8 protein-coding genes are annotated in these 15154 nt (G+C 68.1%); 7 read left to right on the top strand and 1 reads right to left on the bottom strand.

All coding sequences use genetic code 11. The features are described 5' to 3' along the window. The first annotated feature begins 2 nt into the window (after positions 1-2). Complete coding sequence (locus OM513_RS15205) at positions 3-905, top strand: FecR family protein (protein WP_264945406.1); 903 nt, start codon at positions 3-5, stop codon at positions 903-905. 69 nt (positions 906-974) lie between these two features. Here the strand turns inward: OM513_RS15205 and gdhA are convergent, their stop codons facing one another. Then, positions 975-2330 (bottom strand): NADP-specific glutamate dehydrogenase, encoded by a 1356-nt coding sequence (gdhA, locus tag OM513_RS15200; RefSeq protein ID WP_264945404.1) that lies wholly within the window; start codon positions 2328-2330, stop codon positions 975-977. A 116-nt stretch (positions 2331-2446) separates the two neighbouring features. Between gdhA and OM513_RS15195 the strand changes: the two genes are divergently transcribed. The 6 genes from OM513_RS15195 (at position 2447) to OM513_RS15170 (ending at position 15149) form a co-directional block, all read left to right on the top strand. Beyond that, the gene (locus OM513_RS15195) at positions 2447-4087 is read left to right on the top strand and encodes an acetolactate synthase large subunit (protein ID WP_264945403.1); all 1641 of its coding nucleotides are present in this window, start codon (positions 2447-2449) and stop codon (positions 4085-4087) included. Between the two features lie 200 nt (positions 4088-4287). Beyond that, entirely contained in the window at positions 4288-5721 is a 1434-nt protein-coding gene (locus OM513_RS15190) for an aldehyde dehydrogenase family protein (RefSeq protein WP_264945402.1), read from the top strand. A 140-nt stretch (positions 5722-5861) separates the two neighbouring features. Further along, positions 5862-7238, top strand: coding sequence for a cytochrome c family protein (locus tag OM513_RS15185; RefSeq protein ID WP_264945401.1), 1377 nt, complete (start codon positions 5862-5864; stop codon positions 7236-7238). Beyond that, positions 7238-9202: a heme-binding protein gene (locus tag OM513_RS15180; protein ID WP_380916351.1), complete on the top strand. Its 1965-nt coding sequence runs from the start codon at positions 7238-7240 to the stop codon at positions 9200-9202. Before OM513_RS15185 ends, OM513_RS15180 begins: the two co-directional genes overlap by 1 nt. Positions 9203-9204: 2 nt before the next feature. Next, positions 9205-11094, top strand: coding sequence for a hypothetical protein (locus OM513_RS15175; RefSeq protein ID WP_380916352.1), 1890 nt, complete (start codon positions 9205-9207; stop codon positions 11092-11094). After that, positions 11094-15149 (top strand): multiheme c-type cytochrome, encoded by a 4056-nt coding sequence (locus OM513_RS15170; protein ID WP_264945399.1) that lies wholly within the window; start codon positions 11094-11096, stop codon positions 15147-15149. The genes OM513_RS15175 and OM513_RS15170 overlap by 1 nt, the downstream gene beginning before the upstream one ends. Positions 15150-15154 lie beyond the last annotated feature (5 nt).

The following is a 15154-nucleotide window of genomic DNA, read 5'->3' as shown; positions in this document are numbered from 1 at the left end:
CGATGGCGATCTGGCTGAAGCATGCCATGCTGTCCGGTGCCGCCGCGGCGGCGCTTTCGCTCGCGCCCGCGTCCGCGCAGACGGTGGGCGTCAACGCCACCGTGGTCAGCGACGTGAAGATGACCACCCAGGCCAACCCGCGCATGCACCCGGCGGTGGTGAAGGAGCGCGTGTCGCTGGGCAACGACATCGTCACCGGGCGCGGCGGGCGGCTTCAGGTGCTGCTGCTCGACAAGACCGTGTTCACCGTCGGCGCCAACGCGCGGATGAAGGTGGATCGCTTCGTCTACGATCCCAATCGCAAGTCGAGCACCGTCGGCGTCAGCGTCACCAAGGGCGCGTTCCGCTTCATGTCGGGCAAGCCGGTGCGCGCCAATCCGGGCCAGTCGGGCATCCGCACGCCCGTGGCCTCGATCGGCATCCGCGGCACGATCGTGGAGGGCGCGGTGGGCCGCGACGCGATCCGCATCGCGCGCAACCAGCCGGGCCTGCCCGCGTTCAAGGCCGATCCCGAACAGGCGACGCTGATCCTGCTGCGCGGCCCCGGCGCGGGCACCCAGGGCGATGAGCATCCCGGCGCGATCGACGTGGAGGCGGGCGGCAAGACCGTGTCGCTCACCGGATCGGGCTATGCCGTGTTCATCCCCGGACCCGGCCAGGAGCCGATCGGCCCGTTCCTGCTTGGCGACTGGGGCCAGGCCTATCTGTCGTGGCTCAGCGGCGGCGGTCCCTTCGCGATCGGCACCGGCCCGGGCGAGCCCGGCGGCTGGGGCGACTATACCGGCGAGGACGACCTGCTGATCTTCGGCGACGGGCTGTGCGCCGGGGGCGGGGCCGCCGGCCCGCTGAGCGACAACATCAGCTCGGGTCCGCTGGGCGGCTGCGGCGTCACCCAGCCGTTCTGACGCGGCGGGAGGCGCTTTCGGCGAACCCCTGCCGGCGCGGCGCTCCCCGCGCTGCGCCGGCCGGGCGCGTCACACCACGCCGAACGCCAGCATCGCGTCGGCCACCTTCTTGAAGCCGGCGATGTTGGCGCCCTTGACGTAATCGACATGGCCGTCCGGCTGGCGGCCATGTTCCAGGCAGCGCGCGTGGATGCCCTCCATGATGTCGAGCAGGAGCTGCTGCAGCTCGGCCTCCTTCCACGCGCGGCGCTCGCTGTTCTGGCTCATCTCCAGCCCCGATACCGCGACCCCGCCCGCGTTCGCGGCCTTGCCGGGCGCGAACAGGATCCGGGCCTCCTTGAACACATGCACGCCTTCCAGGTTGGTCGGCATGTTCGCGCCCTCGGCCACCGCGATGCAGCCGTTGGAAACCAGCGCGCGCGCGTCCATCCCCAGCAGCTCGTTCTGCGTGGCACAGGGCAGTGCCACGTCGCACGGCACGCCCCAGGGCGGCAGATTGGGGTGGAAGGTCGCGCGCGGGAACGCCTCCACATATTTGCTGATCCGCCCGCGCCGGCGGGTCTTGTGCGCCTTCACCCAGTCGATCTTCTCCTGATCGATGCCGTCGGGATCGTGGATGAAGCCTTCGGAATCGCTCAGCGTCAGCACCTTGCCGCCAAGCTGCACCACCTTCTCGGCCGCGTGCGTCGCGACGTTGCCGGAGCCGGAGATGACCGCGCGCCGCCCCTCCAGGTTCAGCCCCCTGCCGCGCAGCATCGCCGCCAGGAAATAGACCGCGCCATATCCGGTCGCCTCGGTCCGGATCAGCGATCCGCCATATTCCAGCCCCTTGCCGGTCAGCACCCCGGTGAACTGGTTGGTGATCCGCTTGTACTGGCCGAACATATATCCGATCTCGCGCCCGCCCACGCCGATGTCGCCCGCGGGCACGTCCACGTCCGCGCCGACATGGCGGTACAGCTCGGTCATGAAGCTCTGGCAGAAGCGCATCACCTCATGGTCGCTCTTGCCCTTGGGGTTGAAGTTGGCCCCGCCCTTGCCGCCGCCCATCGGCAGGCCGGTCAGCGCGTTCTTGAACGTCTGCTCGAACGCCAGGAACTTGAGCACGCTCTCGGTGACCGAGGGGTGGAAGCGGATGCCGCCCTTGTACGGCCCGATCGCGTTGTTGTTCTGCACCCGCCAGCCGCGCTGGACGCGGATATTGTGGTTGTCGTCCTCCCAGCACACGCGGAAGCTGACGATCCGGTCCGGCTCCGCGATGCGGCGCAGGATCTGGTAATGGTGGTATTCCTCCTTGTCGGCGATGAAGTCGTAGATGTCCTGGGCGACCTCCTGCACGGCCTGGACGAATTCCGGCTGGCCCGGGTTGCGCTTCTGCACGCCTTCGATGAACGTCGGCAGATCGACGTGATCGGTGATCGCCATGCTGTCCCCTCCTTCGTCGCGGCCCGGGACAAGTTCGCGCCGAGTCGCGCTTCCTATCGGCGGAAGACTAGCCTAGTTTGTTGCGGCACCGAAATCGTGCAGCGGGAGACGCGCCCATGAAGGCCTCTGACCTGTTCATCCAGTGCCTGGAGGAAGAGGGGGTCGAATATATCTTCGGCGTCCCCGGCGAAGAGAATCTCGACATGCTCGACAGCCTGAGCAGGTCGACGAAGATCAAGCTGATCCTGACGCGGCACGAACAAGGCGCCGGCTTCATGGCCGCCACCTATGGCCGCCACACGGGCAAGGCGGGAGTGTGCATGGCCACGCTCGGCCCGGGCGCCACCAACCTGGTCACGGCCGCCGCCTATGCCCAGCTCGGCGGCATGCCGATGCTGATGGTGACGGGGCAGAAGCCGATCAAGAAATCCAAGCAGGGCCGCTTCCAGATCCTGGACGTGGTGGCGATGATGGGGCCGATCACCAAATACACGCACCAGCTCGCCAGCGCCGACAATATCCCCAGCCGCATCCGCGAGGCGGTGCGCCTGGCGGAGGAGGAGAAGCCCGGCGCCACCCATCTGGAATTCCCGGAAGACGTCGCCGACGAACAGACCGACAGCCGCCCGATCAAGCCCAGCCTGGCCCGCCGCCCCTCCGCCGAGCCAAAGGCGGTGCGCGCCGCCGTGCAGCGGATCGAGGCGGCGAAACGCCCCGTCCTCGTCATCGGCGCGGGCGCCAACCGCAAGATGACCGGGCGGATGCTGCTCCAGTTCGTCGAGAAGACCGGCATCCCCTTCCTCACCACCCAGCTCGGCAAGGGCGTGATCGACGAGACGCACCCCCGGTTCCTGGGCTGCGCGGCGCTCTCCGCGGGCGATTTCGTCCACCGCGCGATCGAGGATGCGGACCTGATCCTCAACGTCGGCCACGACGTGATCGAAAAGCCGCCGTTCTTCATGCGAACCGGCGGGACGGAGGTGATCCACATCTCCACGCGCACGGCGGAGGTGGACCCGGTCTATTTCCCCCAGATCGAGGTGATCGGCGACATCGCCAACGCCATCTGGCAGATCAAGGAGGATATCGTCCCGCGCGACTGGAGCTTCGATACGATGCTCGCCGCGCGCCGCGCCGAGATGGAGCATACCCGCCGCCTGGAGGACGACGAGCGCTTCCCCGTCTATCCGCCCTGCCTGGTGAAGGAGGTGCGCGCGGCGATGCCCGGCGACGGGATCATCTGCCTCGACAACGGCGTCTACAAGATCTGGTTCGCGCGCAACTATGTCGCGCGCCAGCCGAACACCGTGCTGCTCGATAACGCGCTGGCGACGATGGGCGCGGGGCTGCCCAGCGCCATGGCTTCGGCGATGGTCTATCCGGATCGCAAGGTGATGGCGATCTGCGGCGACGGCGGCTTCATGATGAACAGCCAGGAGCTGGAAACCGCGGTTCGGCTGAAGCTCAACATCACCGTGCTGATCCTCAACGACGGCAGCTATGGCATGATCCGCTGGAAACAGGCGAACATGGGCTTCCAGGACTGGGGCCTGACCTATGGCAACCCCGATTTCGTCAAATATGCGGAGGCCTATGGCGCGATCGGCCATCGGGTGGAGAGCGCGGCGCACCTGCCGCTGCTGCTCCGCCGCACGCTCAGCGAACCCGGGGTGCATGTCGTCGATTGCCCGGTCGACTATTCGGACAACGACCGGATATTGAACCGCGAGATCAAGGAACTGAGCGCGAAGCTCTGAGCCCGTCTCCCTCCCGGAGCACGGGAGAAGGGCCGACCGCGGAAGCTCCGGATGCACGCCTCCCTCTCCGCCATCAGGGGGAGAGGGCCGGGGAGAGGGGGGAGTGCCATGCGCTCTCGAACGGCCCTCCTCTCCCTTCGCCGCCTGCGGCGGCTCGCCCCTCTCCCCCAAAAGGGGGCGAGGGGCTAGGAGGAGTCACGATGCCTATATTGAAACCCGTCTACCCGCTCTACCTCAACAACGAGGCGCAGCAGCCCAACGCCGATCTGGAGGTGACCGACAAGTTCACCGGAGAGGTGGCGTTCCGCGTCGCCCAGGCCGACGCCGCGACGATCGACGCGGGCATCGCCGGCGCGGTGGCGGCGGTGGAGCCGATGGCGAAGCTGGCCAGCTATGAGCGCCGCGCGATCCTGATGCACTGCGTCGAGCGGTTCGATCAGCGCTTCGACGAACTGGCCTATGCGCTGTGCGTCGAGGCGGGCAAGCCGATCAAGGACAGCGAGGGCGAGGTCGGCCGCCTGATCGACACCTTCCGCATCGCCGCCGAGGAAGCCGTGCGGATGACCGGCGAGGTCCAGCCGCTCGACATCTCGCCGCGCGCCAAGGGCTATCAGGGCATGTGGCGGCGCGTGCCGATCGGCCCGTGCAGCTTCATCTCGCCGTTCAACTTCCCGCTGAACCTCGCCGCGCACAAGATCGCGCCCGCCATCGCCGTCGGCGCGCCCTTCGTGATGAAACCCGCCAGCCGCACGCCGCTGGGCGCGATCATCATGGGCGAGATACTGGCGGAGACCTGCCTGCCGAAGGGCGCCTTCTCGATCCTGCCCGCCCATCGCGAGGGCGCGGACCTGTTCACCACCGACGAGCGGCTGAAGCTGTTGAGCTTCACCGGGTCCCCCGCGGTCGGATGGGACCTGAAGGCGCGGGCGGGCAAGAAGAAGGTGGTGCTGGAACTGGGCGGCAATGCCGCCGTGATCATCGATCGCGACGCCGATCTGGACGACGCGCTGGAACGGGTGATCTTCGGCGCCTTCTACCAGTCCGGCCAGTCGTGCATCGGTGTGCAGCGCATCCTGATCCACCGCGAGGTCTATGACCGTTTCCGCGACATGCTGGTCGCGCGCACGGAAACGCTGGTCGCGGGCGATCCCAAGGATCGCGCCACCTTCATCGGCCCGATGATCTCGGAGGGCGAGGCGCGGCGGCTCGACGGCTGGATCCAGTCGGCGGTGGCGGCGGGCGCGAAGCTGCTGTGCGGCGGCAGGCGCGACGGCGCGATGCTGCAGGCGACGCTGCTGGAAAACGTCCCGCGCGAAAGCGACCTGAATTGCGAGGAGGCGTTCGGCCCCGTCGCCTTCCTGGTGCCGTTCGACAGCTTCGCCCAGGCGCTCGACATCGTGAACGACAGCAAGTTCGGGCTCCAGGCGGGCATCTTCACCCGCGATCTGTTCCAGGCGCTCGACGCCTGGGACCGGCTGGAGGTGGGCGGCGTCGTCATCAACGACGTGCCCAGCTATCGCGTCGACAACATGCCCTATGGCGGCGTGAAGGAATCCGGGCTGGGCCGCGAAGGCGTCAAGTTTGCGATGGAGGACATGACCGAGATTCGCAATCTGGTGATCCGCCGGAAATAGAGTTGTGGGAAAGCCTGTGGATAAGCCTGTGCGTGAAAGGGATTCCGTTCCTGAAACGATACGCTAAAAGGATGAGATGGCCCTGTCGCCCTTGCGGCTGATGGGGCAATATCGCTTGGCTGACACAGGGATCGGCGCGAATGGCGATTGGGGGGAAGCTGCTGGGATCGAAGCCGGGGGCGCTGGCGCTCGCGGCCGCGATTCTGTTCGCCGCGGTCAGCGCGGCGATCGGCGCCGCCTCGGCCGGCGCTCCTGCCGCGGCCGGGTTCGAGGGCGTGGCGAGCTGCGCGGGCACCACCTGCCACGGCCGCATGGAGGCCGACGGCGCCGTCGTCCGCCAGGACGAGCTGATGCGCTGGCAGGAGCCTTCCTCACCCGGCGGCGCGCACAGCCGCGCCTTCGCGGTGCTTTCCTCGCGCCGGGGCAAGCAGATCGCGGCGACGCTGGGGCTGGGCGATCCTTCGGCGGCGCCCGCCTGTCTCGGCTGCCACGCCACGCCCGTGGACGGGCCGAAGGGCCGCCGCTTCCTCACCACCGACGGCGTTAGCTGCGAGGCGTGCCACGGCGGCGCCACCGGCTGGATCGCGAGCCATTACAAGGTCGGCGCCGATCATGCCGACAATGTGTCGCGCGGGCTGACCGCGCTCGATCGCCCGGCCGCGCGCGCGGGCGTCTGCCTCGATTGCCACCTAGGCAGCGCGCGCAGCGGCCAATATGTCACCCACCGGATGATGGCCGCCGGCCACCCGCGCATCAGCTTCGAGATCGACCTTTTCTCCACGCTGCAGCAGCATTGGGACGAGGACGCCGACTATTCCCGGCGCAAGGGCGGCACGGACAGCGTGAAGCTGTGGGCGGTCGGCCAGGCGATGGCGCTCGAACGCTCGCTCGACCTGTTCGCCAGCCCGCGCGGGACGGAGGGGGCGTTCCCGGAGTTCACCTTCTTCGATTGCCATAGCTGCCATCGCCGCATCTATGACGCGGCCGATCGCAACCTGACGTTCGAAACCAATCCCGGCCGCCCGATCCCCTTCGGCATGCCGCCGTACCAGGACGAGAACATGATCCTGCTCGCCGCCGCGGCGCGGGTGGGGGCGCCGGGGCTGGCGGCGCGGCTCGATGCGGACAGCAAGGGCTTCCACCGTGCGCTGGGCCAGGGGCGGGAGGCGGCGGTGGCCGCCGCGCGCCGGCTGTCGGGAACGGCGCAGGCGCTGGCCGGCGCGCTTTCGGGCGCGGGCTTCGGCGGCGACGCGGCCTTCGCGATGGTGGACAGCATCGCCGGGCCGAACGCGGCGCGCTTCACCGATTACCAGGGATCGGTGCAGGCGGTGATGGCGATCGACACGCTGCTCAACGCGCTGGTCAAGCAGGGGCGGATCACGCTGGGCGCGGCGGCGGGCATCCGCGCCGACATCAACCGCGCCTATGCCGCGGTGAACGAGCCCAACGGCTATCGCGGCCCCGATTTCCGCGCCTCGCTGGCCAGCGCCGTGCGCAGCATCCGGGCGTTGCGATGATGCGGCGGGCCACGGCGCTGCTCGCCGGTTCCGCGCTGCTGCTCCAGTCGTGCGGCGGGGGCGGGGGCGGCGGATCGCCCAGCCCGGCGGTGACGCCCACGCCCACGCCCGCCCCGGCGGCGCACCTCTATACGGCGCCCGGCGCCGAATCGCTCAGCATCGCCGATGTCGAGAATGTCGTCGCCCGCGCGGCGGCGGAGGCGCAGGCCCGCTCGCTCCCCGCCGTCATTGCGGTGGTCGATCGCGTCGGCAACGTGCTCGCGGTGTTCCGCATGACCGGCGCGGCCGCCACCGCGCTCACCCGCCCCGCGCCCAACGGCGCCAATATCGACGCGCAGAACCTGACCATCCCGGCAGAGGCCGGCGCCATCGCCAAGGCGATTACCGGCGCCTATCTCTCGTCGGGCGGCAACGCCTTCTCAACGCGCACCGCCAGCATGATCGTGCAACAGCATTTCCCCCCCTCCGGCATCACGCCGGGGTTGGAGAGCGGGCCGCTGTTCGGCGTGCAGTTCAGCCAGTTGCCCTGTTCCGATCTGGTCCAGCGCTTCGGCAATCCCGCCCCGGCGGCACAGATCGGGCCGAAGCGGTCGCCGCTGGGCCTGGCCGCCGATCCGGGGGGCTTCCCGCTCTACAAGAACGGGGTGCTGGTCGGCGGCGTCGGCGTGATGGCCGATGGCGACTATGGCTTCGACACCGACGTGCGCGACGTGGACGCCAGCGCGGAGGAGGCGATCGCGCTCGCCGGCACCCGCGGCTTCGAATCGCCCGAGACGATCCGCGCCGATCGCATCTATGTCGACGGCACCCAGCTCCGCTTCAGCGACGTGGCCTACACCGGCCTGGCGAGCCCCGGCACGGCGACCTATGCCGCCACCAATCCGGCGCTGGGATCGCTGGTCGCGGTCACCGGCTATTACGGCCCGGCGCCCGCTATTCTGCCCGGCGCGGTCTATGGCACGGAGGCTTCGGGCGTCCGCGCGGCGACGGCGGGCGAGTTCGCCAATATCGACGCCTATGTCCTCAGCAACGGTTCGGGCACGAACCGCTTTCCGGTCAGCGCGGGCACGGACGGCGGCAGCGTCGCCAATCCGATCACCGCGGCGGAGGCGCGCGCGATCCTGGAGGAGGCGTTCACGATCATGTCGCGCGCCCGCGCCCAGATCCGCCAGCCGCTCGACAGCCGCGCCCAAGTGTCGATCAGCCTGGTGGACACGCACGGCGCGGTGCTGGGCATCGTCCGCGCGCCCGATGCGCCGATCTTCGGCATCGACGTGTCGCTGCAAAAGGCGCGCACCGCGGCCTTCTTCTCGAACAGCGTGGCGGGTGCCCAGCTCCTCGCCGATCCCAGCGCCGATGTCCGCGCCTTCGTCCCCGCGCTCAGGACATTCCTCAACGATCCCGCGGCGCTCACCGGCACCCATGCCTTTGCGGATCGTTCGGGCGGCAACCTCTCGCGCCCCTATTTCCCCGATGGAGAGGTGGGGCGCCCCCATGGCCCGCTCTCGCGGCCGATCGATCAGTTCAACCCCTTCTCCACCGGGCTGCAATCGGCGCTGATCCTCACCAATCTGGCGCAGCATCTGGGCTTCGTCACCGGCGCCAGCCTGATCGACACGGCGCCGCGCTGCACCGGCATTCCGGATGCGGTGCCGGGCCGCAACCGGCTGCAGAACGGCATCCAGATCTTCCCCGGATCGGTGCCCGTCTATCGCGGCAACACGCTGGTCGGCGCGATCGGTGTGTCGGGCGACGGCATCGATCAGGACGACATGATCAGCTTCCTGGGCGTGCATAACGGCGGCGCCCGCGCGGGCGGCATCAGCAACGCGCCCGCGGCGATCCGCGCCGACAATATCGTCGTCACGCTTTCGGGCGGCGCCACCGTGCGGCTGCGCTATGTGAGCTGCCCCTTCGCCCCCTTCCTCGATTCTTCCGCGAACAATGTCTGCCAGGGGCTGTAGCGATGGCGCTGCTCGCCCCTGCCGCGGTCCTGATGCTTTCGCCGGCGGAGTTCGATCCCTGGCACGGGCCTGATCCGCAGGAGGCGCCCCCGCCGCCGGAGGAGGGGCAGGAGGCGCCGCCGCCCCCGAAGCCCGAAAAGATCGATCCCCGCGATTTCGAGACCGATCCGGCCGAAACGCTCGACGGCCGCCGCCGCCCCGATTTCGTGGAGCCGCTGCCCGACAGGATCGTCCATTTCAATCCCGGCGCCGTCCGCGCGCCCCCGCCGGAGGCCTTTCCCACCGATCAGGTGCCGATCCCCGATCGCTGGCGCCTGATCGAAAGCCTGGGCGTGGTGAAGGAACGCTGGTTCGATCCCTATAACCAGAACACGCTGAAGGGCGATCGCCCGCTCGATCCGCACAAATGGGGCTGGCTCGGGATCAAGGGGGAGGACTGGTTCCTCGCCGCCTCAGCCGTCAGCGATACGGTGCTGGAGCCGCGCACCTTCCCGATTCCCGTGGGCGTGCAGACCACCGAACGCCCCCAGAGCCTGGACGTGTTCGGCAAGGACGCCAGCTTCGTCGCCTCGCAGACTTTCATCGTCGGCGCGTCGCTGATCAAGGGATCGACCGCGTTCAAGCCGCCCGAGATCGAATATCGCGTCGCGCTGGCGTTCAACATCAACCATGTCGATGTGCCCGAACGCCGCGTGCTCTCCGTGCTGCCCAGCAAGCCCAGCCGCCGCACCGACAGCTTCGTCGGCGTGCAGGAGCTGTTCGTCGATTACCACATCCGCAACGTCTCCGATCGCTACGACTTCGATTCGATCCGTGTCGGCATCCAGCCGTTCCAGAGCGATTTCCGCGGCTTCCTGTTCAACGATCAGCAGCTTGGCGTGCGGCTGTTCGGCAATCGCGACGGCAACCGCTTCCAATATAATCTCGCGGCCTTCTGGCGGCTGGAAAAGGACACCAATTCGGGCCTGAACAGCGTCATCACGCGCCCGCGCGACGATTTCGTGCTGGTGGCCAACCTCTATCGCCAGGATTTCCTGATCCCCAGCCTGACCAGCCAGGTGACCGCGCTCTACAACCGCAATCGCGAAGGCGACGGGATCAAGATCGACGATAACGGCTTCCCCGTGCGGCCCGAGCTGCTGGGCGATCTGCGCGGGCATGATTATGACGTGGTCTATCTGGGCTACAATGCCGATGGCCGCATCGGCCGGATCAACGTCACCGCATCGGCCTATGGCGCGCTGGGCCGCGATTCGAACAGCTTCTTCACCAGCCGCCCGGCCCAGATCCGCGCCTATTTCGGCGCGGCGGAGCTGAGCTACGATCACAACTGGATGCGCTTCCGCCTGTCCGGCCTCTACGCCAGCGGAGACGCCGACCCCTATAACGATACCGAGGCGGGGTTCGACGCGATCTTCGAAAACCCGGTCTTCGCCGGCGCCGACACCAGCTATTGGATCCGCCAGACGATCCCGTTCGCGGGCGGCGGGCGCGCGGTGTCGCTCAACGGGCGCAACGGCATCCTCAATTCGCTGCGCTCGTCGAAGGAACAGGGCCAGTCGAACTTCAACAATCCCGGCACCTGGCTGGTGGGGGTGGGCGCGGATTTCGATCTCACGCCCGGCGTGCGCCTGTCGGCCAATGTCAACAAGCTGGGCTTCGCCAACACCACCACGCTGGAAACGCTGCGCAACGAAGGCAGCATCCCGCGCAGCATCGGCTGGGATGTGTCCGCCGCGGCGATCTGGCGGCCCAAGGCGACGCAGAACCTGGTCTTCCGCCTCTCGGCCGCCGTGCTCGAACCGAGCAAGGGCTTCCGCGACCTGTTTGAAAACCGCGCGCGCGACAAACGCTATGTTTCCGTGCTCGCCAATGCGATCCTGTCCTACTGATGCGGCTGCTCTCCCTTCTTCCGAAACGGATCGCGATGCTGGCGCCGCTCGCGCTGGCCGCGCTGCTGGTGCCGGTGGCGCTCCACGCCAGCGACGAGGAGAAGCCGGTCGAGCGCAGCTATGCGGCCACGCCGCCCGCGCCGCGCAACCAGACGCCGGAACAGGTCTCCGCCAAGTCCGAGGGCTGTTATTCCTGCCACACCCGCACCGACGAGCCGTCGATGCACGCCACCCCCGCGGTGCGGCTGGGCTGCACCGATTGCCATGGCGGCGACGCCAGCGTGCGCGGCGATCCGAACCTGGGCTTCGACGCCGCCGAATATGTGGCCGCGCGCGACAAGGCGCATGTGCTGCCGCGCTATCCAAAGGGGTGGAACTACCCCAGCTCGGCCAATCCGACGCGCAGCTACACGCTGCTCAACAAGGAAGCGCCCGAATATATCCGCTTCGTGAACCCCGGCGACTATCGCGTGGTGCGCGAAAGCTGCGGCGCCTGCCACATGGAGGTGATCGAGGCGGCCGAACGATCGCTGATGGCCACGGGATCGATGCTGTGGGGCGGCGCGGCCTATAACAACGGCATCGTCCCCTATAAGAGCTACATCTTCGGCGAGGCCTATACGCGCGACGGCCAGCCGGCGAAGATCGTGTCGGCCGGCGATCCCCCGGGCACGGTGACCGAGAAGGAGGCGCGGCGCGGCGCGCTGGCGGCGCTCTATCCGCTGCCCAACTGGCAGGTGATTCCGCCCGGCGACATCTTCCGCGTGTTCGAACGCGGTGGCCGCAACGTCAGCACCCAGTTCGCCGAGGTGGGGCTGCCCAATCCCACCGGATCGATCCAGCGGCTGGAGGAGCCTGGCCGCCCGGACCTGAAACAGTCGAACCGCGGCCCGGGCACCGGCCTGCGCGTCGCCATCCCCGTGCTCAACATCCACAAGACGCGGCTCAACGATCCGTTCCTGTGGTTCATGGGCACCAACGATCAGCCGGGCGATTTCCGCGGATCGGGCTGCACCGGCTGCCATGTGATCTACGCCAACGATCGCGAGCCGCGGCACAGCCTGGTCTATGCCAAATACGGGCGCGACGGTCAGAGCGTCTCGGTCGATCCCACCATCGCCGCCAAGCTGGGCAAGGAAGACGCCGGGCATGGGGACGGGCACGGCGACGGCCACGGATCGCTGATCAAGCCGGGCGAGAAGGAGCGCGGCCATCCGCTGCGCCACGCCTTCACCCGCGCGATCCCCACCAGCCAGTGCATGAGCTGCCACATGCACCAGCCCAACATCTTCCTGAACTCCTACCTCGGCTACACGATGTGGGACTATGAATCCGACGCGCCCGCGATGTGGCCGGAAAAGCAGAAGCACCCCACCATCGCCGAGCAGCATGCGATCCTGGAGCGCAATCCGGAGGGCGCCTCGGTCCGCGGCAAATGGGGCGACCTGGATTTCCTGCGCAACGTCTATGACCTGAACCCGGGCCTGAAGGACACGCAGTTCGCCGATTATCACAGCCACGGCTGGAACTTCCGCGGCATCTTCAAGCGCGATCGCGAGGGCAATCTGCTCGACGCGGAGGGCAACATCATCAGCCCCGACGATCCGGAGAAGTGGCGCCGCAAGGGGGAGGGCAAGTTCGTCAAGCCCGGCACCAATCCGGGCAAGGCGGTCCATCTGATGGACATCCACGCCGAAAAGGGCATGCAATGCGCCGACTGCCATTTCGCGCAGGACAGCCACGGCAACGGCCTGATCTATGGCGAGGTGGCGAACGCGGTCGAGATCGGCTGCAAGGATTGCCACGGCACCGCGGACGCCTATCCGGACCTGCGCACCTCCGGCCCCGCCGCGCGGCCGCAGGGATCGAACCTTGAGCTGCTGCGCAATCCGGACGGCAAGCGCCGCTTCGAATGGATCGATCTGGGCGGGGGCCGGCGCAAGCTGATCCAGCGCTCGCTGGTCGATCCGGACCTCGAATGGGAGGTCCATCTTGTCAAGGATTCGGTGACGCCTGGCAACCCGATCTTCAACGCCAAGGCGGCGCGCGCCAAGCTGATGAGCAAGGACGGCGCCAGCAACGGCTTCCGCTTCGGGCTGGGCGTGTCGCAGGGCGATCGCGCGCATGGCGAGCAGGAGATGGCGTGCTTCACCTGCCACCTTTCCTGGACCACGAGCTGCGGCGGATGCCACCTGCCGATCGAGGCGAACTGGAAGACCAAGATGCACCATTTCGAGGGGGAGGAGACGCGCAACTTCGCGACCTACAACCCCCAGGTGGCGCGCGACGACATGTTCCAGCTCGGCAAGCACCAGACGACCAAGGGCAACCAGGTCGCGCCCGTGCGCAGCTCCTCGGCGCTGGTACTGTCCTCAACCAACGTGAACCGCGAGCGGATCTACATCCAGCAACCTCCGATCTCCGCCCCCGGCTTCTCCAGCCAGGCCTTCGCCCCCCACTTCCCGCACACCGTCCGCACGACCGAGACCAAGCAGTGCAGCGACTGCCACGTCTCCGCGAAGGACGACAACAACGCGATCATGGCCCAGCTCCTGCTGCTGGGCACCAACACCGTGAACTTCGTCGGCCTCAATGCATGGAGCGGGCTGGAAGGCGGCTTCCAGGCGACGCGCGTCACCGAATGGGACGAGCCCCAGGCGGTGATCGGCTCCTATCTTCAGCGCTATGCCTATCCCGACTATTATCGCCTGCACGTCGAGCAGAATGGCCGCGAGCTGAAGAACTGGGTCCGCGGCAAGACCTTCGGCAAGAAGGGTTCGGGCGAAACCGGCGCGCAGGAAGAATTCGCCAATGTCGTCCAGGGCACGCCGGGCAGCGTCGGCTGCCTCCAGCTTCGCGGCGAATATATGTATGTGGCGGAGGGCAAGGGCGGCTTCCGCGTCTATGACGTGGCGTCGATCGCCAACAAGGGCTTCTCCGAACGCATCCTCACCGCGCCCTATTCGAAGCTGGGGCACAACACCCAGGTGAAGTCGCGCAACGCCACCTGCATGGCGCTGCCCACCAACCAGCCGATCGCGCCCGATCGCAGCCGCAAGATGGCGGGCATGATGGTGAAAGGCCCCGACGGCCGCGAGATATCGCTGCTGGAGGCGAACCAGGAACAGCCGTTCCTGCCGATCTACAGCTATGCCGCGGTCACCGATGCGGAAGAGGGGCTGTACCTCGTCAATATCGAGACGATGGCCGATGGCGAGCTGCGCAACAATTTCCTGAAGCGCGCCGCCCCCGCGTGGAACCCGGACGGCGTGCTCAACGGCGCGCGCCACATCGTGCTGGCGGGCGAGGTGGCCTATATCACCGCCGACGCCGGGCTGGTGGTGGTGGACCTCCACGATCCGCTGGCGCCCCGGCTGGCGGCGGTCCGCCCGCTGCGCGACGCGCGGGCCAGCGCGATCCAGTTCCGCTATCTGTGGGTCACCACCGCGAACGGCGTCGAGCTGTTCGACGTCACCAACCTGCGCGATCCGGTGGCGGTGCCATCCGGCCTGATCGCGATGCCCGATGCGCGCCGCGTCTATATCGGCCGCACCTATGCCTATGTCGCGGGCGGGGCGCAGGGGCTGGCGATCGTCAACGTCACCAATCCGGCGCAGCCTAAATGGTTCGGCGCCTATACGTTCGACGGGCAGCTCAACGACGCGCAGGACGTGATCCTGGGCGCCACCAACGCATCGCTCTTCGCCTATGTCGCGGACGGGCGGAACGGGCTGAAGGTGCTCCAGCTCACCTCGCCCGCCAGCCAGCCCAATTTCTACGGCTTCTCCCCCGCGCCCGTGCCGGAGCTGATCGCCTGGGCGCGCACGCCCAGCCCGGCCTTGTCGCTGTCCAAGGGCCTGGACCGCGATCGCGCGGTGGACGAGACCGGCGGCCAGATCGCGATCTTCGGCCGCCTGGGCTCGCGCCCCTTCACCCGGCCGGAGATGGAGCGGCTGTTCCTGCGGCCCGACGGCCAGGTGTGGAAGGTCACCGACCAGCCCGACATGCGCGCCTGGCTGGGGCCGATGCCGGCGGGGAACGGGGCTGGGCGGTGATGCGA

It is taken from the genome of Sphingomonas canadensis (assembly GCF_026013525.1).
Taxonomy (GTDB): Bacteria; Pseudomonadota; Alphaproteobacteria; order Sphingomonadales; family Sphingomonadaceae; genus Sphingomonas; species Sphingomonas canadensis.
Note: the sequence above shows the minus strand (reverse complement) of the source record. Positions and strands in the feature narration are given on the sequence as shown.